Annotated in this window: 19 protein-coding genes, 1 tRNA gene and 5 pseudogenes; 10 read left to right on the forward strand and 15 right to left on the reverse strand. The window is 47.0% G+C overall.

The genetic code is table 11. The features are described 5' to 3' along the window. Positions 1 to 106: 106 nt before the first annotated feature. Positions 107 to 925 (reverse strand): recombination regulator RecX, encoded by an 819-nt coding sequence (gene recX / locus JCM11969_RS12550; RefSeq protein ID WP_054711694.1) that lies wholly within the window; start codon positions 923 to 925, stop codon positions 107 to 109. A gap of 75 nt (positions 926 to 1000) precedes the next feature. Here recX and JCM11969_RS12555 point away from each other — a divergent pair, with 75 nt between their 5' ends. Continuing rightward, positions 1001 to 1450, forward strand: coding sequence for a flavodoxin (locus JCM11969_RS12555; protein WP_054711696.1), 450 nt, complete (start codon positions 1001 to 1003; stop codon positions 1448 to 1450). Between the two features lie 90 nt (positions 1451 to 1540). Here JCM11969_RS12555 and JCM11969_RS12560 read toward each other — a convergent pair whose 3' ends face one another. Next, positions 1541 to 2569, reverse strand: a complete 1029-nt coding sequence (locus JCM11969_RS12560; protein WP_054711698.1) for a YihY/virulence factor BrkB family protein — start codon at positions 2567 to 2569, stop codon at positions 1541 to 1543. Between the two features lie 12 nt (positions 2570 to 2581). Beyond that, positions 2582 to 3700 (reverse strand): non-hydrolyzing UDP-N-acetylglucosamine 2-epimerase, encoded by a 1119-nt coding sequence (gene wecB / locus JCM11969_RS12565; RefSeq protein WP_054711700.1) that lies wholly within the window; start codon positions 3698 to 3700, stop codon positions 2582 to 2584. Positions 3701 to 4260: 560 nt separating this feature from the next. Between wecB and JCM11969_RS12570 the strand changes: the two are divergent. After that, positions 4261 to 5231: pseudogene (locus JCM11969_RS12570) on the forward strand (glycosyltransferase family 2 protein). A 70-nt stretch (positions 5232 to 5301) separates the two neighbouring features. After that, positions 5302 to 5712, forward strand: coding sequence for a GtrA family protein (locus tag JCM11969_RS12575; RefSeq protein WP_054711702.1), 411 nt, complete (start codon positions 5302 to 5304; stop codon positions 5710 to 5712). 310 nt (positions 5713 to 6022) lie between these two features. Here the strand turns inward: JCM11969_RS12575 and JCM11969_RS12580 are convergent, their stop codons facing one another. The 3 genes from JCM11969_RS12580 to JCM11969_RS12590 all read right to left on the reverse strand — a co-directional run bounded on the left by JCM11969_RS12580 (position 6023) and on the right by JCM11969_RS12590 (position 9425). Further along, the gene (locus tag JCM11969_RS12580; RefSeq protein WP_054711704.1) at positions 6023 to 7549 is read right to left on the reverse strand and encodes an ABC transporter permease/substrate-binding protein; all 1527 of its coding nucleotides are present in this window, start codon (positions 7547 to 7549) and stop codon (positions 6023 to 6025) included. Continuing rightward, positions 7542 to 8501, reverse strand: coding sequence for an ATP-binding cassette domain-containing protein (locus JCM11969_RS12585; protein WP_054711706.1), 960 nt, complete (start codon positions 8499 to 8501; stop codon positions 7542 to 7544). The genes JCM11969_RS12580 and JCM11969_RS12585 overlap by 8 nt, the downstream gene beginning before the upstream one ends. Positions 8502 to 8951: 450 nt before the next feature. Continuing rightward, positions 8952 to 9425: a winged helix DNA-binding protein gene (locus JCM11969_RS12590; RefSeq protein ID WP_054711708.1), complete on the reverse strand. Its 474-nt coding sequence runs from the start codon at positions 9423 to 9425 to the stop codon at positions 8952 to 8954. Positions 9426 to 9605: 180 nt separating this feature from the next. Between JCM11969_RS12590 and JCM11969_RS12595 the strand changes: the two genes are divergently transcribed. Continuing rightward, on the forward strand, positions 9606 to 10061 hold the full coding sequence (locus tag JCM11969_RS12595) for a universal stress protein (RefSeq protein ID WP_054711710.1): 456 nt from the start codon (positions 9606 to 9608) through the stop codon (positions 10059 to 10061). A 62-nt stretch (positions 10062 to 10123) separates the two neighbouring features. Here the strand turns inward: JCM11969_RS12595 and JCM11969_RS12600 are convergent. The 3 genes and pseudogenes from JCM11969_RS12600 to JCM11969_RS12610 form a co-directional block, all read right to left on the reverse strand. After that, positions 10124 to 10196: transfer RNA gene (locus JCM11969_RS12600), tRNA-Arg, on the reverse strand. Positions 10197 to 10261: 65 nt separating this feature from the next. Beyond that, the gene (locus JCM11969_RS12605; RefSeq protein WP_054711712.1) at positions 10262 to 11584 is read right to left on the reverse strand and encodes a DEAD/DEAH box helicase; all 1323 of its coding nucleotides are present in this window, start codon (positions 11582 to 11584) and stop codon (positions 10262 to 10264) included. Positions 11585 to 11606: 22 nt separating this feature from the next. Continuing rightward, a pseudogene (locus JCM11969_RS12610) lies at positions 11607 to 12610 on the reverse strand (Gfo/Idh/MocA family protein). Positions 12611 to 12768: 158 nt separating this feature from the next. Here JCM11969_RS12610 and JCM11969_RS19265 point away from each other — a divergent pair. From JCM11969_RS19265 to JCM11969_RS20495, 3 genes are read left to right on the forward strand one after another with little or no spacing between them, the layout of a single operon-like run. Then, entirely contained in the window at positions 12769 to 12906 is a 138-nt protein-coding gene (locus JCM11969_RS19265) for a hypothetical protein (protein ID WP_225353291.1), read from the forward strand. Between the two features lie 16 nt (positions 12907 to 12922). Next, a complete protein-coding gene (locus JCM11969_RS20490; RefSeq protein ID WP_369523237.1) occupies positions 12923 to 13054 on the forward strand; it encodes a DUF4828 domain-containing protein in 132 nt (43 codons plus the stop codon). Beyond that, positions 13023 to 13124: a DUF4828 domain-containing protein gene (locus JCM11969_RS20495; protein ID WP_156319359.1), complete on the forward strand. Its 102-nt coding sequence runs from the start codon at positions 13023 to 13025 to the stop codon at positions 13122 to 13124. Before JCM11969_RS20490 ends, JCM11969_RS20495 begins: the two co-directional genes overlap by 32 nt. A 50-nt stretch (positions 13125 to 13174) precedes the next feature. Here JCM11969_RS20495 and JCM11969_RS12615 read toward each other — a convergent pair whose 3' ends face one another. The 3 genes from JCM11969_RS12615 to JCM11969_RS12620 form a co-directional block, all read right to left on the reverse strand. Next, positions 13175 to 13831: a GH25 family lysozyme gene (locus JCM11969_RS12615; protein ID WP_054711714.1), complete on the reverse strand. Its 657-nt coding sequence runs from the start codon at positions 13829 to 13831 to the stop codon at positions 13175 to 13177. After that, on the reverse strand, positions 13798 to 13950 hold the full coding sequence (locus JCM11969_RS18090; RefSeq protein ID WP_162231478.1) for a hypothetical protein: 153 nt from the start codon (positions 13948 to 13950) through the stop codon (positions 13798 to 13800). Before JCM11969_RS18090 ends, JCM11969_RS12615 begins: the two co-directional genes overlap by 34 nt. 409 nt (positions 13951 to 14359) lie before the next feature. Further along, on the reverse strand, positions 14360 to 15214 hold the full coding sequence (locus JCM11969_RS12620; protein WP_054711717.1) for a MurR/RpiR family transcriptional regulator: 855 nt from the start codon (positions 15212 to 15214) through the stop codon (positions 14360 to 14362). Positions 15215 to 15399: 185 nt separating this feature from the next. Here JCM11969_RS12620 and gntK point away from each other — a divergent pair. The 3 pseudogenes from gntK to JCM11969_RS12635 all read left to right on the forward strand — a co-directional run bounded on the left by gntK (position 15400) and on the right by JCM11969_RS12635 (position 20156). After that, a pseudogene (gene gntK / locus JCM11969_RS12625) lies at positions 15400 to 16956 on the forward strand (gluconokinase). A 132-nt stretch (positions 16957 to 17088) separates the two neighbouring features. Beyond that, positions 17089 to 18443, forward strand: a pseudogene (locus tag JCM11969_RS12630) (gluconate:H+ symporter). A 385-nt stretch (positions 18444 to 18828) separates the two neighbouring features. Further along, positions 18829 to 20156 (forward strand): annotated as a pseudogene (locus JCM11969_RS12635) (APC family permease). 181 nt (positions 20157 to 20337) lie between these two features. Here the strand turns inward: JCM11969_RS12635 and JCM11969_RS20000 are convergent. The 3 genes from JCM11969_RS20000 to JCM11969_RS12645 form a co-directional block, all read right to left on the reverse strand. Next, on the reverse strand, positions 20338 to 20469 hold the full coding sequence (locus JCM11969_RS20000) for a hypothetical protein (protein WP_263850073.1): 132 nt from the start codon (positions 20467 to 20469) through the stop codon (positions 20338 to 20340). A 9-nt stretch (positions 20470 to 20478) separates the two neighbouring features. Continuing rightward, a complete protein-coding gene (locus tag JCM11969_RS12640; RefSeq protein WP_082409344.1) occupies positions 20479 to 21879 on the reverse strand; it encodes a gamma-glutamylcysteine synthetase in 1401 nt (466 codons plus the stop codon). A gap of 262 nt (positions 21880 to 22141) precedes the next feature. Then, positions 22142 to 22841, reverse strand: a 700-nt coding sequence (locus JCM11969_RS12645) for a matrixin family metalloprotease (protein ID WP_054711719.1), incomplete at its 5' end; no start/stop codon positions are given.

The raw sequence follows: 22841 nt of genomic DNA on the forward strand, positions 1-22841 counted from the left end.
GACATTGAAAGCAATCAAAGACTATGAAGGTGCTCCTCAACGAAACAAAAACGCTTCGTGCAAAAATCTCACCACTCCAAAACGACTACATCAAAACGCAACTTACCTATTCGTCTTCCAGCTCCTCAAACCAAGCACTGATCAACTCCCCAGAAAACCCCTTCCGATAAAGCGCCTGCCGCACCTTCATCTTCCGTTGACTTTCCGGTTGTGCCCGATACCGGCGCCACAGCTTTTCAGCCTGAGGTGCCATCAACTCTGCCTGGTCATCCGCACTCATCTCAAAGCTAACATCGTTCAACGCTTCGTCGACCACATCAAACGAATACCCGCGGTCGACCAACCGTTTTTGCACCTTTTGTCGTTGCAGTCGCGGCGTTTCTTTTCGGTACTGCCGTTGTAACTTAGGTACCAGTTCAGCCAATTTAGTGAGCTGCGCGTCCAAATCATATTCATCCGCCAAGGCTTCATCAACGTAGGTCGGCGCCACGTGTTTTTGCTGCAACGTCCGTCGAATCACTGTCTGTCCCTTATCGCTGGTCCGTCGCATTGTGCGCACATAGCTGTACGCATAGTGTTTGTCGTTTAAAACTAGCTCTTCTTTTAAGCGACCAATGACCGCATCAATTGTTTCAGGGTCGTATTCCTTTTTCACAAGGTAATCGATGGTTTCTTTTTCAGTCCGCTGCTGGTATGAAATGTACCCCAGTGCCACGCCCCACGCTTGAGATTGCTGATCCGCGTTCTCAAGTTGTTCTCGCAACTGGACATCGACCTCACTGCCTTTAAACAGCCGAAAGCGGACCAAAACATCCTCGCTTACCGGAAAGGCGTATCGGCCATCTAAATAAACATTGTAACGACCCGCCCGTTTTTGCGTTTCGATTTTTGTGATGACTGGAATCTTTTCGTTTTCTGAAGTCAAGGTTGGTTCACACTCCTGTTTTAGTTTGCTATACTAACGTTAATTCATATTAAACATGATCGAGGTAGAAAAATTATGGCAAGTGCTCACGTAGTATACGCAACAATTACTGGAAACAATGAAGACGTCGCGGACATCGTCACCGACAAACTCGAAGAACTTGGCGTCGACGTTGAAGAAACTGAAATTTCTCAAACGGACGCCGAAGAACTGAACGACGTGGATATCTGCATCGTTTGCCCGTACACGTACGACGAAGGTGAACTCCCAGAAGAAGGCATGGACTTCTATGAAGACTTACAGGACCTTGACCTCACGGGTAAGGTTTATGGGGTTGCCGGGTCTGGTGATGTCTTTTACGAAGACGACTTCAACGTCGCCGTTGATGCCTTTAGTGCCGCCTTTAAGACCGCTAAAGCAACCCAGGGTGCCGAGGATGTCAAAATCAACTTGGAACCCGATGAAGACGACATCGAAACCCTCGATGCGTTTGTCGAAAAAATTGTCGCTAAGGCCAACGCCTAAGCCGCTAACTATCAGAGCGTTGTCAGGATACCAAATGGTCACTGGCAACGCTCTTTTAGTGTCTTGTCATTGGTTTATTTTTTTGGCCATTCACCGGTGGCCGCTTAGTCTGCAATTGTGACCGATTTTTGGCCGGGCAGCTGGCTTCGCCTTCGTAGCCGTCTTGTTCGTTGGCTTTTTCTTAGGCGGTGTGGGTTTCGCCTTAGTCTGACCAGAATGCTTCTTTTTGGCTAAATGCTTTTGATGGCTATGACGGGCAGTATCCATGATCTGATCCACAAAGTGCATCTCCTGGATCTCACCTTGAAACCATTCTTGAAGTGTCGCATTGACAATCCCGCCGATCAGTAAGACCATCCCGGCTAAGTTCATCCACAGCATTAAAATGATGAAGGTACTAATCGTCTTGTAACTGGTCACATTCGTTTCAAAGTACCGAATATAGAGTGAAAAGATTTGGCCTAATCCCAACCAGCCAGCCGTCGTAACCAGGGCACCCGCCCATACATAGCGGTACTTAACGCGCACGGATGGCACGATGGCGTAAAGGATGTAGCTCAGGACAAAGATACCAATGAAGGAGATCGGCCATTTAATATTGCCAATGAACGCTGTAAATTGATTTGAAAATTGAAACCACGGCTTAGCAACGCGCAAAATCGCTTCACTCAGCCCGAACAGCAGTCCTAACAGGGTAATCCCAATGACCAGCACGACGATGAAGATAAACGAAAAGAACCTGCTGATAACCGCGTTGGTGTTGTGAATGCCATATGCTTGATTGATACTGCGTTGAAACGCAGCCACCATTTTACTGGCGGACCAAATCGTCACAATGATCCCGATCGACAATGTGCCGGTACTTCCCTGTTCCAGAAAGGAGCGAATCACCGGTGCCAGTGTTTGATAAAAAGGTAGCGGCAAAACTGGTTTCAGATAGTGCAAAACCATGGCCGACTTAATGTGCAAAAACGCAATCAAGTTACCCACAATCAAAAAGATTGGGAAGACCGACATCATCATGTAGTAGGACAGCACAGAGGCTGAATCACTGACATTTGCCGATTGATAGTGCGCCCAGAGCGCTTTTATGAATAACCCAAGACTTCGCTTTTGCATCTTGTTCCCCCGTTAGGCTTGTTGGAAATGGGTCTGGATCGCATCTAAAATGCGTTCGGAAGCATGTCCATCACCGTATGGATTCTTAGCGTCTGCCATTTGCTGGTAGGCTTGTTGATCATTCAATAGCGTTGTGAGGGCCCTGGTGACTTTTTCCGGATCCGTTCCAACGAGTTTCAGCGTTCCGGCAGTCACCCCTTCTGGCCGTTCCGTTTCATCGCGTAGCACCAAAACTGGCTTCCCGAGTGATGGTGCTTCTTCCTGAACACCGCCAGAATCGGTCATGATCAGATAACTACGAGCCGCAAGATTATGAAAATCAACCACATCTAGCGGGTCGATCAAATGAATCCGGTCATCGCCACCAAGTATTTCGTGCGCAACAGTTTGCACTTTCGGACTCAGATGGACGGGATAAACGACCTCAACGTCCGGCTGGTGATCAACTACCTCACGAATAGCCTTAAAGACGCGTCGCATGGGCTCCCCCTGGTTCTCACGACGATGCATGGTCAGCAAAATGATCCGGTGCTGGTCATCGACAGCGTCAAGTACAGCGTGGTGATAGTCAGCATTGACGGTTTGCTGCAGAGCATCGATAGCCGTGTTGCCAGTCACAAAAATGTGGCTGTCATCATGGGCTTCTTTCAACAGATTTTGGCGGCTCAATTCTGTTGGCGCAAAGTAAAGGTCCGCTAACACATCCGTTAATTGCCGGTTCATCTCTTCCGGATATGGCGAATACTTATCCCACGTCCGCAACCCGGCTTCAACGTGTCCCAGTGGAATCTGGTGATAAAAGGCACTCACGCTAGCCGCAAAAGTGGTCGTTGTGTCGCCATGAACCAAAATGACGTCCGGCTTTGCTTCAGCAATCACGTCGTCCAAATTTGTCAGTACTCGACTCGTAATTTGAGCCAGTGTTTGATTCGGTTTCATAATGTTGAGATCGTAGTCTGGCTTGATCTTAAAAATATCGAGGACCTGGTCCAACATCTCCCTGTGTTGAGCAGTCACAACAGTGATGGGATCAAACACATCACTGAGTTGTTGCATGCGTAAAACGATGGGGGCCATTTTAATGGCTTCTGGACGTGTGCCAAAGATGGTCATTACTTTAATTTTTGTCATTTTAAAATTCACTCCAATTATTTTCGACTATTATTATAGCAAATGCGCGAAATCGATAACACTTTCTTGCTGAAGTTTAATGCTAAGGGAACGGAATTTTTTGATTTTTGAGCTGGTTACTATATAGCTACGTTAAATTGCTGAGATGTTTTAAAATAAAATTGTTTTTTTGAATTTGATTGGGTAAATTGGTTGGATGTCCAGATAGATGTAGAATACATAATCGCTTAACATCAAGGCTTCAAGTGCTATCTTTATTTTTGATACTGATAAGCTCATTTATTCTGTTGAGCAGTTGAAAGATGTGATAGTGTTTGTTAGTATTTTGCTGTTATTTGCCGTAATGCGTTGATGTCGATGTTGTTTTCTGTCCTCTAGTCGAAACGCGTTCAGCAAGGCAAGGGGCTACTGCAGAAGGGACTCTGGTCAAAAAAGCAGGCCCGGCTTTTTCTGACCAGAGTCCCTTCTGCTCCGCCCCTTAACCGCCTTGCTTCACGCTCTTAATGCAACTTTAACAAACAACCCCTTTGTTCTTCATAGGATTTAGCTTAGAATAGTGTATGAAAGTTCGTAGGGAGAGAAGGTTTTTTTATGCGTACCATCAGCTGATTGTGCCTTGTTACAATGAGGAAGAATCCATCATGCTATTTTATGACGCTGTAACCAAGGTCTTCACTGGTATCAACGACGCTGGTGAACGGTATCAGCCACAGTATCAATTTGTCAATGATGGCTCCAGTGATAAAACACTTGAAATTTTAAAGCAGCTGCAAGAGCAGCATCCAGAAACTGTGCACTATATTTCATTTTCACGTAATTTCGGGAAAGAATCTGCCCTAGCTGCCGGATTGGATGCCGCTACCGGCGATCTGGTCGCTGTAATGGACGTGGACCTTCAGGATCCACCTGAGCTGTTACCTGAAATGATCCGTCTCATTGAAGAGGAAGACTACGACTGTGTTGGCACGATTCAAAAGGCCCGTCGAGGTCAAAGCCGAATTCGTGCGTTCCTTTCATCACGATTTTATAAAGTTATCGACACCATGTCACAGGTAAAAATCGAGCCAAACACCCGTGATTACCGTTTAATGACACGCCAAATGGTCGATTCCATTACTGCCCTGCCGGAATATAATCGTTTCTCTAAGGGGATCTTTGCCTGGGTCGGCTATAAAACAAAATATTTAACATATGAGAGTCAGCCTCGAGCTGCCGGCACCACGCATTGGTCGCTGAGCATACTCTTTAACTACGCAATCGACGGCATCATCGATTTCTCCGATGCCCCTTACGATTAGCCACATGGGTCGGTGGATTTTCTTTCTTCCTATCGATCTGTGGTTTAATTTTTGTCGTGCTGCGGGCTTTGATCATCGGTGGCTCAGTTGCTGGTTGGCCAAGCCTAGTTTCAATCATCTTAATGCTAGGCGGTCTGCAGCTCTTCTGTCTCGGAATCCTAGGTGAATATATCGGTAAGATCTACTTAGAGACCAAACAGCGACCGAAATATATCGTCAAAGAAAAGAAGTAACGTTACCTAAGCAAGTCGCTGATCCGGCTTGCTTTTGTATAATGCAGACATGCATTAAGAAAGGCTTTCTATGCAAACCCTTATCACCCTGTTTCATAAGTATGAGTCCGTCATTTCCTACCTTTTTTTTGGCGGGTTAACAACGCTGATCAACATTGGTGTGTTTGTTTGGTTAAGTCCCCATATCTACTACCAAGTCGCCAACGTTATCGCTTGGTTCTTGTCTGTTTTATTTGCGTTTATCACCAATAAACTGTGGGTCTTTCATTCAAAGACAATGGTTTTAAGAACCTTCATTTGGGAAATGGCCTCGTTTTTCTTCTTCAGAATTGCATCATTGGGCGTCGATGCACTGATTCTCTGGGTCGGGATTTCTCTGCTTAATGGCAACACCATCGTGGTGAAGTTAATCGACCAAATTGTCGTGGTGATTTTGAACTACTTTTTCTCAAAGTGGTTCATTTTCAGAAAGACAAACTAGTGCGTAGAACAAAGCGTTTCAGCACAACAGCCAAGTACGACGAATAAATGAATGCCAATTAACTAAAAAAGCAGCGTACCAATCAATCTCATAACTGATTGGTACGCTGCTTTTATATTATTCCTATCCTGATCTATCAACTTATTGCATATACCAACAGAGATATGTCACTCAAATAATGATGCGCTATAAGCGTCACACAATCTCAAGCCAGGTCACAATCAAATTTTTATATAAATTGTATCATACATAAACCGATTAAATCAGTAAAAAGCACGTTTCAACATTCCTGTCAAAACGTGCCCTAAAGTTAGTTTAACAACCCATGTGTCTTCAAATAATGTCGTGCCACAGTGGCGGCTTTTTCATGTTTATAAGTGACTGCATAGTTCATCTTCTGCATGTCCGTCGTTGAGATCTTGCCGGACAGTTTAGATAACGCGCGTTTGACCTCAGGATGGCGGTCCGCAAACGTGTTGGTCATCAACGGGGCTCCTTGATACGGTGGGAAGAAATGCTTGTTATCCTTGAGCACAACCAAGTGGTCCTTTTGAATTTCAGGATCCGTTGTATACCCATCCACAACGTTAACGCGGTGATCTGCAATCGCATCATAGCGAATGCTGGATTCCATCGTTTTGATGTTGCCAAGATGTAAGCCATACGCTTTCTTTAAACCCGGATACCCATCGGCTTGATGGTAGAAATCAGGGTCAAAAGCGGCGGTTGCTTGACTGCCAACTTTTGCGAGATCACTAATCGTTTTCAGGTGATATTTTTTGGCAAAACTACGACTCACTGCCAGATCATACCCATTTTGATAGGCCATCGGCTTGAGGTAAGTCATTTGGTCTTGCTTAGCTAACGCTGTTTTGGCCTTCTTATACGTGACCTGAGGATTATGCGGTGTCTTGCCGGTATCCTTAACGATTGCCTGAAGAACGGTACCCGTAAACTCTGGGTAAACATCAATTTGCTTACTTTCAAGGGCCTTAAACAAGAAACTGGTACCGCCAAAGTTTGGCTTGACGACAACCTTTGTTTTCGGTGATTCATGTTGAATCAAATCTTTGTACATATTAATTAAGATCTCAGGTTCACTGCCCATCTTTCCGGCAATTGTAATCGTCTGCTGGCTTGGTGCGAAATACTTAAACGCACCCGCCCCACAAGCAATCAGGAAAACGCAAAGCGTGGCAATCACACCGCGTTTCGTAATGCGCACCCGCTCCAAAAGTCGAATCAAGGCACTGAAGACGATGGCTAAGATTGCTGACAGCACGGCCCCAATCAAGAGCAGCGCGTTGTTATTATTTTCGATTCCGAGGATAATGTACGTCCCAAGACCACCAGCCCCGATCAAAGCGGCTAACGTTGCTGTCCCAATGATCATCACGGTAGCAATTCGGACCCCGGACAAGATCATCGGCATCGCCAACGGTAATTCTAGCCGAAAGAGTTTACGGCTGCGAGAAAGGCCGAAAGCCGTAGCTGCTTCTTCCAGGCTCGGATCAATGTCCGTGAGTCCCGCATACGTGTTTTGAAAGAGCGGCATGATGGCATACACGACCAGCGCAATGATGGCTGGCACCGTCCCAATGCCGACAAACGGGATCAGGATTCCGAGGATGGCTAAACTGGGAATGGTCTGAAAAACACCCGCAACCTGGAGAAAGAATTCAGCCACCCGGTGATGATTCATCAGTGCGATGGCTAGCGGAATTGCAATGACACAGGCAATCAACAGCGAGATGAGCGAAATCGCAATGTGCTCACCAATGGCCTGCCAAATTTGACCGCTTTGAGTGCGTAACACCTCTTCAATCTGTTTAAACAAGGGCTTCACCTCCCGCGGCTAAAAAGTCGAGCAGGTCGTTCATCGTGATTTTGATCAAGCTGCCGCTGCTCAAAGCGACAACCCCATCTGGATGTTCTCGCAACGTCGTGACCAGATCAGCCGTGGAAATTAACGCATTCACTTGTGGTAACGTCTTCGCGGTCGCTTCATTAACTACGGTGCAAGTCTTTGCCTGTTTCAAGAGTTCAACGACCGGCTTTTCTGTCTTAGAAATGCCAGAGAAGAAGGAACGCACAATGTCGTTTGCGGGCTCATCAAGCAGTGCCTGCGGCGTGGCAATTTGCTGCATGTCACCCTCAGCCATCACGCCGATTCGGTCACCCAGACGTAACGCTTCGTTCATATCATGGGTCACAAACAGGATCGTTGAGTTGTACTTTTGGTGAATCTGTAAAACAAGATCCTGTAAATTATGCCGCGAAACGGGATCGAGGGCACTAAACGGCTCGTCCATCAGCACCACTTTCGGCTGGGCAGCAATTGCCCGGATGATCCCAACGCGTTGCTGTTCACCACCAGAAAGTTCAGCAGGCATCCGTTGCGCGTATTTTTCTGCCGGCAGTCCCACCGTATTCAGCAGGTCAGCCGCAATTTGTTTGCGGTCTGCAGCTGGTCGTTTGAGTTCTTCCAGTTGAATGCCGATATTTTCTTCAATCGTTAAATTCGGAAAAAGGCTAATGTTTTGCAACACATAGCCCATCTGCAACCGTAATTTTTGAATGTCGTATTCCTTAATCCGCTTCCCATCAAAATAAATGTTGCCATCCGTTGGCACGACCAACCCGTTTAACATCTTTAACGCAGTCGTTTTCCCCGTACCGCTTGGTCCGACCAACACAAACAGTTCCCCGTCGTTGATCGTAAAATTGATATGGTGCAGCACCTGTGTGTCATCGTTATAGTGCATGCCCACATCACGGTATTCTATCATCTCGCAATTTCCTCCCTGCGTGTGGTTAATCCCAGTAAACCGCCTTTTAGACAGGGATATCGGTCATTCGATCGGCTTATACAGCACTGTATAACAGTCACGAATTATGGATATCGCCTGAGGGCTTGCGGTCACCAGTCTGGTATGCTCACTCGATTTAACGTTGTTACCGACAACGTCGACGATTCACGGGCAACCTCCCGTCACCCGAACATCTGTTTAAAAGCTTACCACTTTTGAAACGAGTGTCACCCAGAAACGCTTGAAATCAGCGGATAATTTTTGTGTGTCATTGCTGGTTACAATGACGCTGTGACCCAACCAGCTTCCTCTAAAAAATGTCTGAAAACATCGAATACTATTATTTGGCCTAAACGTTGCCCTATCACACCACTATTTGAGCGAAAAAAAGCAGACCAGCATCCTAGTCTGCTCCTTGACAAGAGGCCCTTAGTGGCCCTCCTGCATGTCTTTTAAGAAATCAGCAACGATCGATAGTTCTTCAGGACTGTACTTCTCAACGAGCCGGGCATGCTGCTGGTCAAGCAGGTCGCCGAGTTCATTTTGAATCATGACGACCTTACTCCCTGTTTTCGTGAGTTGAAAGGTCGCCTGTTTGATATCTTCATGTGAGCGCGTCACAAACCCTAACCGCGACAGTTTGTTCACATTCTTGGTTATGACCCCCATTTTAAGATCCAATTCAGCAATCAAACCCTCGGCCGTCACCGGTTGGGAGAGTTCAATTTGTTGAAGCAGTCGTAAATTCAGCGTCGTTAACTGGGAAATTGCATACTGCAAATCACGATTAGGCACGTGCAACTGAATCCACTGCCGTTCAAAATTATTATCCTGAGCGCGGGTATTAATAATATTGATGAGTGGATTTTCAATATGATGTTTATAAAAATCTAACTTTTCCAATCAGTATCCCTCGTTTTCATTGACACTGAAACTATATCATAAATCGCGACTTAAGGCCAACGCTGACCTCGCCAGCGCATTTTAAAAACCTCATGAGAATCTGGGCAGATTGATTGAAACCACTTACAGTTTGCTTCAAAATAAAGGTGACCAATTATATATAGAAAAGAGTTGAGCTTCATGTATAACGATATTATGGTACCACTCGATGGCAGTCATAACGCGCAATTAGCGTTAGGCGAGGCCATCAAACTAGCCCGCACCTTTAACGCCACGTTGCACCTTGTCAATGTGGCAGACGACAAACGTCTCATTTACGAGGTAACCGGCACTGGAATCGCCAATTCCGGCGGCTACTATGGCGAGCTTGCCGACCATGCAAATAGTGTGCTGGCGGAAGGCAAAGCCCAAGCCGAAAAAGACGACTTCCCGGTGTCCACAGAGATCCTGCACGGTAACCCTAAGCAGGTCATTGCCACGGACTATCCCAGTGACCACGATGTTGACCTCATCGTTATGGGAAAATCCGGAACTGACGCCATTGACCGGTTGTTGGTCGGCTCAACCACCGCTTACGTTGTGCGCAACGCGAAGGTGAATGTCTTGGTCGTTGCTGAACCGAGTGAAACTGCATAATCTTGGTACTAAAAAGACGCAAACTGTTGTCGAAACAGTTTGCGTCTTTTTTGGATGCGCAATGACCCCACCCGGGCTCGAACCGGGATCATCCGCTTAGGAGGCGGGTGCCCTATCCAGTTGTGCTATGGGGCCAACACACGAACACTCAATATTTTCTCATGGTTAGACGCGATTGTAAAGGTGTTCAGTGAGTTTGCCTAATCCTGTCTTTTGTGCCGCATTCCCTTACGCTTGGAATGCTTGTTTTTCTTATGCCGTTTGCTGCTGGCTGGTGCGACGATATCACGCTTAACTGGTGTTTTCTCACCACGTTCCTGTGAGACTGACGTCGCCTTACCAGCCGCGTTATCATTTGCCGCGTGAACCACCGGCATATCAGTATCCTGAGCCTGAGTGTCTGCTTCGTTCCGGTCCCCATAGGGCGTGGTGGTTAGCTGATGGTCGTTGTAATAGATCGGCACTAACGCATAGTCCGTATCCTTCAGCATCCGCTTCAGATCCCGAAAATCATGATCGTCACCAAAATTAATCACCTGTCCCGGTTCACCCATCCGGCCTGTCCGGCCTGTTCGATGGGTGTAGGCATTGGCTGAGCGCGGAATTTCATAGTTCACCACGGCAGGTAACTTAGCAATATCTAACCCGCGAGCCGCAACATCCGTTGACAACAGCAACTTTACACGGCCCAGTCGAAAATCTGTGAGTGCTTTTTGTCGTTCGGTTTGCCGCTGGTTTGCCGTCAACGTTGCCACTGGCGCATGATGGTGCACCAACCAGGACTTTGCTTGTTGCAGGGAGCCCATGTGGCTGAAAAAGACAAGCGCTTTAAACTGCTTGATGGTCGCGAGCTTCGATAGCATCCCCGCTTTTTTAAAATTCGAAACCGTCAGCAGCCCATGTCGGACCTCACCCTGGGTCGTGTCAATGTCACGCACATCATACCGCGTGACCGGTTGGCCAAACCATTTTTCAAGTTCCTGTAAAATGGGCGTTTCGGTGGCGGAGAAGAACCCAAGTTGAACCTCAGACGGGGCTGACTGAAGAATGTACCGCACCGTATCAAGTGTTTCTCCAGCCAATAGATCATCCGCTTCATCGATGATGACCGTTTGCAAGTCGCTCATTTTCAGTTTATGCTCATCAGCCAAATTTTGAATCCGTCCCGGTGTGCCGACCACGATTTCAGGATGTTTTTTGAGTTGCTGAAACTGGTTTTTGATGTTGGCACCACCGGTTAAAGCAGTGACCTTCAAGTCAACCAACTGTGCAAAACTCCGGGTAACGTTGGTCAACTGCATCGCCAATTCTTGGGATGGCGCAATGATCATGGCCTGGATCCCCATTCCTGGTGCAATTCGCTCCAGCATCGGCACGACGAACCCCAGCGTCTTCCCCGACCCAGTCGGTGCAAGACCAAGGACACTGTCGCCTTTTTTCATCGGTTCATACACCGCTGATTGAATTGGGGAGAGCTCGTCAAAGCCCAGTTTCTCAAAACGTTTTTCAAATTCAGTTATCATTAAATAGATTCTCTCATTTCTTTTAGTTAGCAGGTTCGTCCGCGAAGACGATGTCGCCGTTCTGCCTTAAATTATATAATACCTTGTTGACTTGAACACTAAGGTCCAGCCAACGGTGATAGTCTGCTTGGTTCTGCGGATTTGCCGGGTCGTTAAGGACGCGCGCAAAATCGCGAGCTTCAGGCAGCATCTGGTTGTCAGTCACCGGCGTGCTGATCACGGTTTCGTGACCCTCAGCATCAAAATAGCTGGCCTGGGTCAACTCCCCCGCATCGTCAATAACAATCGTGTCCTTTAACCCGTAGACTTCGGATGGCATGTGCGAATTAGTCGTTTTACCAAAGTTGAGGGTCACATCAAAGTCGTCATACCGTAGAATCGCGACGCCTTTGCCATCAACGCCCGTTTGAATACGTTGTGGGAAATAGGCTACTTCCTGGGGCACACCGAACAGGGTCACTGCATCGTAGACTGGATAAACACCGAGGTCTTCGAGCGCCCCACCCGCAAATTTCAAGGAGAACACATTCGGTTCTTCGCCGGCTAATACTTTATCATACCGGGACGAATATTTCATGTAGGTAAAATTACCGCCCTGAATCGTTGGCATTTTAGCCATCTGTTTTGCAATTGCTGCAAAATTCGGTGTATGAATGTTGCGTGCTGCTTCAAAATAGTGCAATTCAGGGTTAGCTGCGAGTAATGATTGAATCTTGGTCATTTGAGCCTGGGTCGCAAACGCCGGTTTTTCAATAATCACGTTCTTACCGGCTGTAATTGCTTGGACGGCTTGTTCGTAATGCAAACTATTTGGTGAGGCAATATACACCGTGTCAAAGTCCCCGGTCGTGAAAATGTCGTGAGGTCATCAAAGGATTGACTGGCGCCATTTTTACTGCCAAACGCCTCTGCAGTCGCCATTTTTCTTGAGTAGACCGTCGTCAATTCATACTCGCCTGAAGCCTGCGCTGCGTCTACAAATTGCTGGGCGATCCAGTTGGTCCCAATAATGCCAAATTTAATCATGGTTGAACCCTCCTTAAAATACTCTTACAATAATGATACCAGCTATTAACATCAGATGATACGCATTAGGTTGGATTTCCGTTAAATTGGGATAAAACGCTAGAGACAGTTTTTCATTCATGTTATATTTATATCAAACGTGTAAGGAGGTCGTTTAAATGAATGCAAAAGATATGCTAAAGAACGGGCAATCATTTTTCCGCGGCTTCCTGCCCAAACAACGACATGCGAAACAAAACAAAAAAGGTTTCTCCCATTATCTTCGTCGGGTCATGGCAGCTGCAGCTCACCGATAACACGCGAATTCACTCGTTGGTCATCGGGCCTGATCTAACCGTCAACATTGATCACCGAACGATTCCAGCGCAAGTTGAATCGCTCACTAATGACTCCCTCGTGCTGCTAGACCACTATGTACCACATCACAATTCAGGCCGACCATGACATTCCCGTGCAATTATTCGATGAGGCTGATGATGTCTACTATGTGATTTCACCGGTACAGGACTCATAAAATGCAACGCAATAAAAAGATCACCTAACCTATGCGTTAGATGGTCTTTTTTATTGTGCGATTACTTTTAAATAATCCGCCCACTGTTTCTTAGTCCCATTAAAGACGGACCGCGGTACCGTTTGCGTTTGACCATTCATCGTCACGCTGCCCTGGTCATCATACTCGATAAAGGAAATATCCGTGCCAGCATGCGTCAAACTGCCACTGTTCACCCACCGTTGTGTCTGCCCGATATCACTATCCTTAAGCAATCGCCACACGGTCGGCGTACACCAGATGATCACTGATTGGTGATAACGTTTGCGAAGTATTCTAATGAAATCAACTAGCCGGTTAGCTGTCGAGGGTTGTTTCAACGTGCGTTGGTTATACTCACCGTAGAATGCGACCTGTACGGCAATCGGTAGCGTCCCCGTTTTAGACCCAACCTCGCGTTCAAAATTGGTTGCTTGCGCCTTAGGTGACGTTGAAAAACTGTATACGTGATACACGCCTAACTTAACGTCAGACCCTAATGCTCGCGAATAATTAGAGCTAAAATCATCATCCATATAAGTAGCACCTGAACTCGCACGCAAATACGCAAACGAAATGCCATGTTTTGCCAGTTGTTGAAAATCAATAAACCCGTTATCCTGCGTCAATGAAACACCCTGGATTGGGTACCGTTTTAATTGTGCTTGTTTATAGCGTTGCCAGCCCATCCAGCGCCGATGGCCACCAAGATCACAGCGATGATCAAGAGCGTCCGTGTCCAAACATAACGGCGCCGTACTTGGCGATAAGTTGTGTTGTAGATTGGTTCAATGCGTCGTTTTCTCACTTGACCTCATCCTCGTTAGAAAGTGTTCATGGTTTATTTTACCACACACTGTTAGGATGCTTTGGATGGCTGTGAGAGTGCGGATGTGGATGGGGTTATGATTAAGCCTGTTGTTTTTGCCCAGGATGTGAAATGTAACGGAGAGATTAGCTGGTTTTGGTTGGTTTAATTTCGGCTTGGGGCTAGTTGACATTGATGAAGCGTGTTCCGTTTTTGGAACGAGGGCACCATGTCACGGGCTCTGATTACCGAGGTGGGACATTGCGACGTGGGAATATTTTACATTGTCGAAACGTGTTCCAGGAGGCAGAGGGCTACTGCCTAAGCCAACTCTGACACAAATTCCAAGTTCGGGAATTTCTGTCAGAGTTGGCTTAGGCTCCGCCCTCTAACCGCCTCCTTCCACACTCTATATTTCTGTCCTAGTCTCATCAATCGCCCTTCTAACCCGTGACATCACAGCTTCAGTCTTATTGGACAATTTAATAGCGACCATTGTAAATAAACTATCGATCAGCGCCAACTGGGCAATTAGTGTATACATGCCATCAGAGCGTTTGTTGACCTGATCCGCTAACGACAACAGCACAACATCCGCGCGTTGCGCCAACGATGACCGGCCATAGGACGTAATTGCGATAACCGGTACATGGTTATTTTTCAATTGGTTGAGCACCGTTAGTGTCTGCTGGTTTTCCCCCGAATGCGAAATCATGATCGCGCAATCATCACGCGTCAGTTTCGCCGCCTGCATCAACTGAACGTCAAAGTCTGGATAGTACTCACTATTAATAGAAGTTCTTAAGAAGGTGTGGTAGCCGTCAAGGGCTGCCACGGACGATCCACCAAGCCCGAAGAACGCCAACTGGCCGGCGTGCAGGATGTGATTGACCGCCTGCGTTAACTCGTCTTCATGGAGGATAGACTGCGTTGAGATCAGCGCATCGATCATCGCTTGGAAGGTTTTTTTCGCCATTTCATCCAGTGAATCGTTGGGGTCGATCTTTTTAAACATCGTCCCCTGATTGTTATCAGTAGCAACGTTGTCTAGATCCATGCTAAACTCACGGTAGTTAGCGTACCCCACCGTTTTGGCAAACCGAGAAATCGAGGCGGTCGAAACGCCCACCTTTTTTGCCAGTTCGCTAATTGTAAGCTCGCTGACCATTTGGGGTTGGGCAAAAATGTAATCTGCAATTTTTTGATGTAGTCGACTTAGGTTTGGATAATAAGATCGAATACTGCTTAATACCGAGCGTGCCAATGTTTTGACCTCCTATGTGTGAAAAAAATTTGAGATTTAATTTCGTTATTGTAAATATTTTACAACAAAAGGGTTGAATTGAGAAAAATTTTCATATAATAAGCCTTGTTCGAATTACAACTATCCATTTTTTTAATACTGTCATATAGACACAAACAAGTTTTACGAAGGGAAGTATCTCACCTATGGATTATATGATTGGTCTCGATATTGGGACAACCAGTGTTAAAACGGTACTTTTTGATGACAAAGGAAAAGTCAGTGGCTATTCCAACAATTTGTATCCGCTTTATCAAGACAAACCTGATATGGCCGAAGAAGATCCAGAAGAAATTTTCTCCGCTTTAGTTGACGGTCTGACAACCGTTTTACGGAAAGCGAACTTAAAGCCTGGCGAGCTGAAGGGTGTTTCCTTCTCAGCCGCTATGCACAGTCTCATCCTATTAGATGACGACCATAAGCCATTAACACGGGCCATTACATGGGCTGACAACCGGGCCGTAAATTACGCCGACGAACTCCGCGAAAACGGTGTTGGTAAGCAAATTTACGAGAAGACCGGGACCCCTATTCACCCCATGACCCCATTGACCAAGTTAATTTGGCTGCGAAACGAACACAAAGACTTGTTTGACAAGGCCCGTTGGTTCGTCGGGATCAAAGAATACATCATCTACAAATTATTCGGTGTCTTAAAAGAAGACTACTCAATCGCTAATGCTACCGGGATGTTCAACATCTTCAACATGGACTGGGACGACCAAGCCCTTGAACTTGCCGGCGTGACACGCGACCAATTGCCAGAACTTGTGGATACGACAGACACAGTTTCCGGCATGAACGCCGACTACGCACGGGTTATCGGCATCGACCCAGAAACCCCATTTGTTATGGGTGCTTCTGATGGTCCTTTGGCCAACCTTGGTGTTGACGCTATCGACAGGTGTTGTTGCGGTGACCATCGGGACTTCTGGTGCCGTTCGTGTCATTACTGACAAACCAAAGATCGACCCTAAAGCGCGGGTGTTCTGTTACTACCTCGCTAAGGACAAGTGGGTCGTTGGTGGGCCTGTCAACAACGGTGGGATCGTCTTCCGTTGGGTCCGCGACCAACTGTTTGCACCAGAAAAGATCACCGCCGAACAAATGAAGATCGACAGTTACGACTTGTTGACTGAAATTGCGTCGAAGGTGCCTGCTGGTTCAGACGGCTTGATCTTCCACCATTCCTTGGTGGCGAACGTGCCCCAATCTGGGACGCTAATGCCCGTGGTTCATTCTTCGGTTTGACCCGGACACACACCCGTGCCCACATGGTCCGTGCCGCCCTTGAAGGGATCGTTTATAACCTGTACACAGTTATGATTGCTCTTGAAGAAGTTGTTGGTAAGCCAAAGAGTATTCAAGCAACTGGTGGTTTCGCCCGTTCTGCCCTCTGGCGTCAAATGTTAGCCGACATCTTCGAACAGGACGTTACCATTCCTGAAAGTGTTGAAGGAACCGCATTAGGTGCTGCCACACTTGGGATGTACAGTCTTGGTTTGATCGATGACCTGAGCGAAGTGAAGAAGTTTATCGGGGTTGCAAACGTGCATCATCCAAACCCTGAAACTTACGAAGCTTACCGGGCATTGGTTCCTATCTACATTCGTCTGAGCCGTCAGTTACAAACTGAGTACAAGGCCATTGCTGACTTCCAGCGTTCACAGGAAGCAAAGAAGCAATCAGACGACGTTAAATAATCGGGTTCAACCTGAGGCGAGATTGCATGCGTGCATGTGATCGCACTTCACATTATAATTTATGTTATTGAAGGGCCATCTGTTTGCGGCAGATGGCTTCTCAAAATAATTAAATGAAAGGGTTTACTTATTATGCAATTGCTTGCTCTTCTTATTGGGGTCATCCTGTTGCTGATCCTGATCATCAGATTCAAGATCAACACCTTCGTTTCCCTGATCATCACATCCGTTGTGACTGCCATTTTACTTGGTATGCCATTAACGAAAATCCCAACCAGTATTGAAACTGGTATCGGGTCAGGACTTGGTGAATTATCACTAGTCTTTGGTTTTGGTGCTATGCTTGGTCGGCTGGTTGCCGATGCTGGTGGTGCCCACACCATTGCTTCAACTTTGATTGAAAAGTTCGGTCGTAAGAGACTGCAAATCGCTATCATGTTAGCATCATTCATTATTGGTCTTGCGCTTTTCTTCGAAGTTGGGATGATTCTGTTAGTGCCTATCGTCTTCGCGATTGCCGTTGAAGCTGAAGTTCCAGTGCTTTACCTTGGGATTTCAATGGCTGCCGCCCTGTCCGTTACCCACGGGTTCTTGCCACCTCACCCAGCACCAGTTGCAATTTCTGCAGCCTTGAATGCTAACGATGGTAAAGTCCTGTTATTTGGGATCGTTGTTGCGATTCCTGCAGCTTACATTGCTGGTCCTCTGTTCACTAAATTAGCGCAAAAGTTTGCCCCATATGCTTTCAAGCAAAAGGGTTCATTAAGCTCATTTGGTGAAATGAAGAAGCCAGAACCAGGTCAAGAACCAGGCTTTGGTATCTCTGTTTTGACTTCCCTCTTCCCAGTTATCTTGATGGCCATTACGACCATCTACAAGATGACCGTTGACGGTGGGAACACCCCAAAGAACCCTAGCATGCTTGACTCAATCATTTCATTGATTGGTGACCCTGCTATTGCCATGTTGATCTCATTGCTGTTTGCAATGTGGTCAATGGGCTGGCACCGTAACCGCGCAACGAAGGACATTATGGCCACTCTTGAAGACGCCGTTAAGTCAATCGCTATGTTGCTGTTGGTTATTGGTGGTGGTTCTGGATTCAAACAAGTCTTGATCGACGGTGGTATCGGTAATGAAGTTGCCAAGATCTTCGTTCACTCAAGCTTGTCACCACTGCTGTTAGGTTGGATCGTTGCCGTTATCCTACGTGTCGCTTTGGGTTCCGCTACTGTTGCATCATTGACTGCCGCAGGTATCGTTGCCCCATTGATGACCCAAGCCGGCGTTGACCCTGCCTGATGGTACTTGCCATTGGTGCCGGTTCACTTGCCGCATCACACGTTAACGATGCTGGGTTCTGGATGTTCCGCGAATACTTCGATTTGACGATCAAGCAAACACTTTCGATTTGGACGGTGCTTGAAACGGTCATCTCAGTCGTCGGGATCATTATCGTGCTCCTCTTGAATCTCGCGTTCCACTAAACTAAAAGTTGTTTTGAGAAGCTAAGCCTTGTGCTTGGCTTCTTTTTTTGATTTTTTTCATATAGTTTTCGACTTTCGCTTCGTTGCGTCGCTAGATTGCCGTCGAGGAAAATTCCTTACGAACTACCATTTACCGTTTTGATGTATGGCAAGCGTCAACGAAATGCATGTTGGGATGACATGAAACGATTTGCAGCTTCGTTTATAAAAACCATCAGCGCAAATGGTTCACCGTTTTACCATTTTTTCATCGTTTTCTCCAACTTTTCCTAACATTATTAATGTTTCATGAGACCAGCAGAAACACGGCCTAGCAGCTGATTGCGAGTGTTCATTAACTCTGCTATAATGCAGTTCTATTGCGTAAAAACGAAAGGAAACGGTCATGAACGAATCACACTTAAAACGTGAAATTGGGTTATTTACTGCGCTTGCAACGGTCATGGGCACCACCATTGGCGGCGGGGTCTTCTTTAAAGTTGCCAGCGTAGTCGGTGTGACCCATTCCGCCAGCATGACGATTGCTGCCTGGATTCTTGGTGGTCTCATCACGATCTGCGGCGGATTAACGACAGCTGAGCTCGCAGCCGCTATCCCGCGAACTGGCGGGGCTATCAAATATATTGAATACACCTACGGCAAACTGCCAGGCTTCTTAATGGGCTGGGCGCTGATGCTCGTCTACTACCCAGCGAACATGGCTGCCCTCTCCATTATTTTTGCCACCCAGTTCATCAACCTATTCCAACTGACAACCATTTGGCAGATTCCAATCGCAATCATGTGTGCCGGTTCCCTCCTTCTCATCAACTTTTTAGGTGCCCGAGTCGGGGGTGCCTTTCAATCGATCACGCTGATTTTTAAATTGATTCCGATCGTGCTGATCGTTGGTGTTGGTCTCTTTTCTAACGCTCACGTCAACGTCTCACTGTTTCCCATCACTGCGGGGCCACACCTGAACTACTGGACGGCCTTTAGCGGTGGCTTGCTCGCCACGATGTTTGCCTATGATGGCTGGATAAACATTGGGAACATTGCTGGTGAAATGAAACGACCCGAAAAAGATCTGCCCCGGGCCATCATTCTTGGCTGGTCTTGATCACATTGATCTATACGCTGATCAACTACGTCTTCGTTAAGACGTTGCCAGTCAGTCAAATTGCCAATAACCAAAACACGGCCTACGAAGCTGCCCGCCTTATCTTTGGCCAAATGGGTGGTAAGCTTGTCACCATTGGGATCCTAGTCTCCGTTTACGGCGCGATTAACGGGTACACTTTGACTGGGATGCGCGTGCCGTTTGCGATGGCGGAGGAAAACGCCCTGCCTTTCAGCAAGTACTTAAAACGGCTTTCCCGTCACACCTACGTTCCATATTTCGCTGGGGCTGCGGAGTTTGTCATTGCCCTGTTGATGATCTTTATGGGATCCTTTGACACCCTGACGGACATGCTGGTATTTGTGATGCGGATCTTCAACGTGATGCTCTTCATCGCGCTGTTTATCCTGCGAAAACGTGAACCCGAACTACAACGGCCCTACCGCGTACCGGGTTATCCGATCATTCCGGTAATTGCCATTATTGGCGGTTTCTTCATTCTCATTGTCACCATCCTCACTCAAACCGGTTTAGCGGTCACTGGACTTGTTTTAACCGCTATCGGTATTCCGGTTTACTACTACCATCAAACACGTGTTAAACAGCAAAAATAACCCCAATGCTGTGTATTGAAGTCTTGAGGGACTCTGGACAAGCACAGCAGTGTACAAAAAACGTCTTCGTCGCTGGCAATCAGCGCTGAAGACGTTTTTTAGTCGAACAGGTAACGTGAACTTTAAGCTCTTGCCTGTGCACAGTTAAAAATCAAACCTTCGAATCGTTATCTAAGGGCAGTTACTCGTTTTTAAGTGAATCGGTAACCGGCATCGGCAAATCAGGAAATAGGCCTTGCAGATAGGCCGTAGCGGCCTCATCCGGAATCTTGTCCGCCTGAACCACCTGCGTCAACCCATCATACGTCAGCATTAACAAGGCTTAACCGTGTTCATCATGCACGACGTAGTAACGGATACCCAATTGGATGGCGCGGAAAACAAGTTCCTGCGCACGAACCGGCAGCCGGTACATCGCTGGGATCAAATCCTGCTCACCGATCCGGTCCGCCTTCCACTTGGCAGCTTGCTGCTTGCCAAAGGTCATCAGGCTGCCATCGACCAATTGATCAACCATCTTGGCGGCTGGTGTCAGTTCAGGATGGGTCATAAACTCCGCAAAGTCGTCAACCGCTGTAATTTGCTCGCTGTGAGCGTTTAACGCCTTAGCAAGTTCATCTAACCGGTGAAAGATTGCCTGGCCCTCTGCCTGCTTAAACGTTGGTTGTTTCGGGTCTTCTAACGCCACTTGGTCATTATCACGCCCGGCCTGTGTCAATTGGGCCCCGATGTCAGTCAAACCGACTGGCGTTACAAGCAGATAGATCCAAAAGAGCTTCATAAAGTACATCGCATGACGACTGACCCCATTTGGCGTAAACGGTGTCAGATCAAAGTTTCGAAATTCGAGGTACCGAATTCCCTTCTGCAGATAGTCGCTTAATTCGACCTGTCCGCGTAACCGAACTGGGCCATAGAACTCCGATGCCGCGTACAGATGACCATCCGCGACAGCAGCATCAATCGTTTTCACAAAATGACTGAGCGACTGGTAGACACCCATGTCCATGTGGTCAGCTGGCAGGTTCGCGTAGCCATACTTGCTGCTGCGAATGCTCCGAACGGGATGCGTTAGGTCCACATCAACCGGATAGTTGTCGAAGAATCCGGCTTCCGCAACGGGTGACGCCCCAAATAAATAGGTCAACAACCACCGGTGCAATACGAGATTCTGGGTGATCCGAAAATACAGCGCATTCTTAAAATCCTTAACGCTCGCAAACTCGTTCTCGTAATACGGAAATAATCGGTTAACGACGGGGTCAGGCAAACTGAAATTAAGATGAATGCCCGTGATAATTTTGGGGGCAACATCATACTTTTCCGTGAGATAGTCCCGGTACACCGCATAGTTTGGCCGTTCAAAATGGTCGCGAATGTACTGGCGGTCTTCCTCATCGATAGCTGGCGGCATGCTCATTGGCCAGATGCGATCATCACCCTTTAGTGAGCGATAGAAGACCGTCTGCAACGCGTCAAGTTGATCTAAGACACCACCAATATTGGGATTTGGATCCGTGATCAATTCAGCCTGAGCCTCACCGAAATCGGTTTGAAGGTACGGGTGAAACTGACGGGAGCCAAGTTCTTGTGGGTGTTCCTGCCGACTTAGACGGCCATTTTTATCGATTCGATTTTCTTCAATTTCGATCCCGACAAGGATGTGGTACAGTTGCTCAGCCAAGTACTCTTTTTGAATGGTGGCTAACAAGTTTTCTAACATGTAAGTGCCGCTCCTGCAGTCTGATTTATAATACCGATACCGATGCTGTGCTTTCGTCAGAATCCGATGGGTAACCCCAATGATGAAAATATCATGAGGTCATTAATTAATGGTTCGATTATAGTTTAAATTCAGCTGACGTACAAGCGTCTCAAACCGGATTTAAATGAAACGAAAAAATCAGCGCTCATCCCGTGCTAGCGGTGATGAACGCTGATCTTTTTATGGTCATAAAACGGTTTACGTTAAATTAGAACTTCAATTAATTATTGTTATTATAGGCGTTCTTCAACCCTTTGATATCGGTTGAGGTAATTGCTGAACTCCGATTAGCGTAATACATCACGCTCTTTTTCGTTTCAGCATGCTCCAGACCAAGCGCATGGCCGATCTCATGTTCAGCTACGTGTTCGCGGTCAAGCTGCGAATAGTGCATCTTGTTGGCAATGTTTTTGTACACATATGATTTGGCACTCGCCATAACGTTGAGATCACCCATCGTTTGGGTGGTGTGGTAAGACGTGTACGTCAACCCAACAATGTCGCCAGAGGTCTTCTTAGTATCGCTATTAGCAGAAGCTAACGTAATATCAGCTGTCTTGCCGGATTGGACGGGCACCATCTTGATGACCTTCGTGGCGTTCCAGTGTTTAACAGCACTGTTCCAAACCTGTTTGTAGTAGGTCGACTTATCATTGACCTTGTAGGTGATGGTCTTGCTGGCCCACCGGTAAGTTGCCGGAGTCGACGAGCTGGCACCCGTTTTAAACCCATATGACATATGAGCAACCGTGGCTGTTGCAGCACTCGTTGAGTGGCTGATTGCCCTTGTTGCATCTGCCTCAGTCGTCACAGTATCCGCTGGCGTTTGATGAGCAGTCATATTTGAATTTTCAGTAGCAACAAGTGAAACAAACAATGCAGCAGTAGCAACAGCGATGGTCGTAAAACGTTGAGTGTTT

This window comes from Secundilactobacillus paracollinoides DSM 15502 = JCM 11969, from assembly GCF_001311135.1.
In the GTDB taxonomy this organism is placed as follows: domain Bacteria; phylum Bacillota; class Bacilli; order Lactobacillales; family Lactobacillaceae; genus Secundilactobacillus; species Secundilactobacillus paracollinoides.

What these genes read in the sequence shown, in the direction of transcription:
- JCM11969_RS12605 (WP_054711712.1), bottom strand. Translation starts at nt 11,584, where the DNA reads ATGATAACTGAATTTGAAAAACGTTTTGAGAAACTGGGCTTTGACGAG.
- JCM11969_RS12560 (WP_054711698.1), bottom strand. Translation starts at nt 2,569, where the DNA reads ATGCAAAAGCGAAGTCTTGGGTTATTCATAAAAGCGCTCTGGGCGCAC.
- wecB (WP_054711700.1), bottom strand. Translation starts at nt 3,700, where the DNA reads ATGACAAAAATTAAAGTAATGACCATCTTTGGCACACGTCCAGAAGCC.
- JCM11969_RS12555 (WP_054711696.1), top strand. Translation starts at nt 1,001, where the DNA reads ATGGCAAGTGCTCACGTAGTATACGCAACAATTACTGGAAACAATGAA.
- JCM11969_RS12575 (WP_054711702.1), top strand. Translation starts at nt 5,302, where the DNA reads ATGCAAACCCTTATCACCCTGTTTCATAAGTATGAGTCCGTCATTTCC.
- JCM11969_RS12595 (WP_054711710.1), top strand. Translation starts at nt 9,606, where the DNA reads ATGTATAACGATATTATGGTACCACTCGATGGCAGTCATAACGCGCAA.
- JCM11969_RS20495 (WP_156319359.1), top strand. Translation starts at nt 13,023, where the DNA reads ATGTACCACATCACAATTCAGGCCGACCATGACATTCCCGTGCAATTA.
- JCM11969_RS12640 (WP_082409344.1), bottom strand. Translation starts at nt 21,879, where the DNA reads ATGTTAGAAAACTTGTTAGCCACCATTCAAAAAGAGTACTTGGCTGAG.
- JCM11969_RS12585 (WP_054711706.1), bottom strand. Translation starts at nt 8,501, where the DNA reads ATGATAGAATACCGTGATGTGGGCATGCACTATAACGATGACACACAG.
- JCM11969_RS12615 (WP_054711714.1), bottom strand. Translation starts at nt 13,831, where the DNA reads ATGGGCTGGCAACGCTATAAACAAGCACAATTAAAACGGTACCCAATC.
- JCM11969_RS20000 (WP_263850073.1), bottom strand. Translation starts at nt 20,469, where the DNA reads ATGCTGACGTATGATGGGTTGACGCAGGTGGTTCAGGCGGACAAGATT.
- JCM11969_RS19265 (WP_225353291.1), top strand. Translation starts at nt 12,769, where the DNA reads ATGAATGCAAAAGATATGCTAAAGAACGGGCAATCATTTTTCCGCGGC.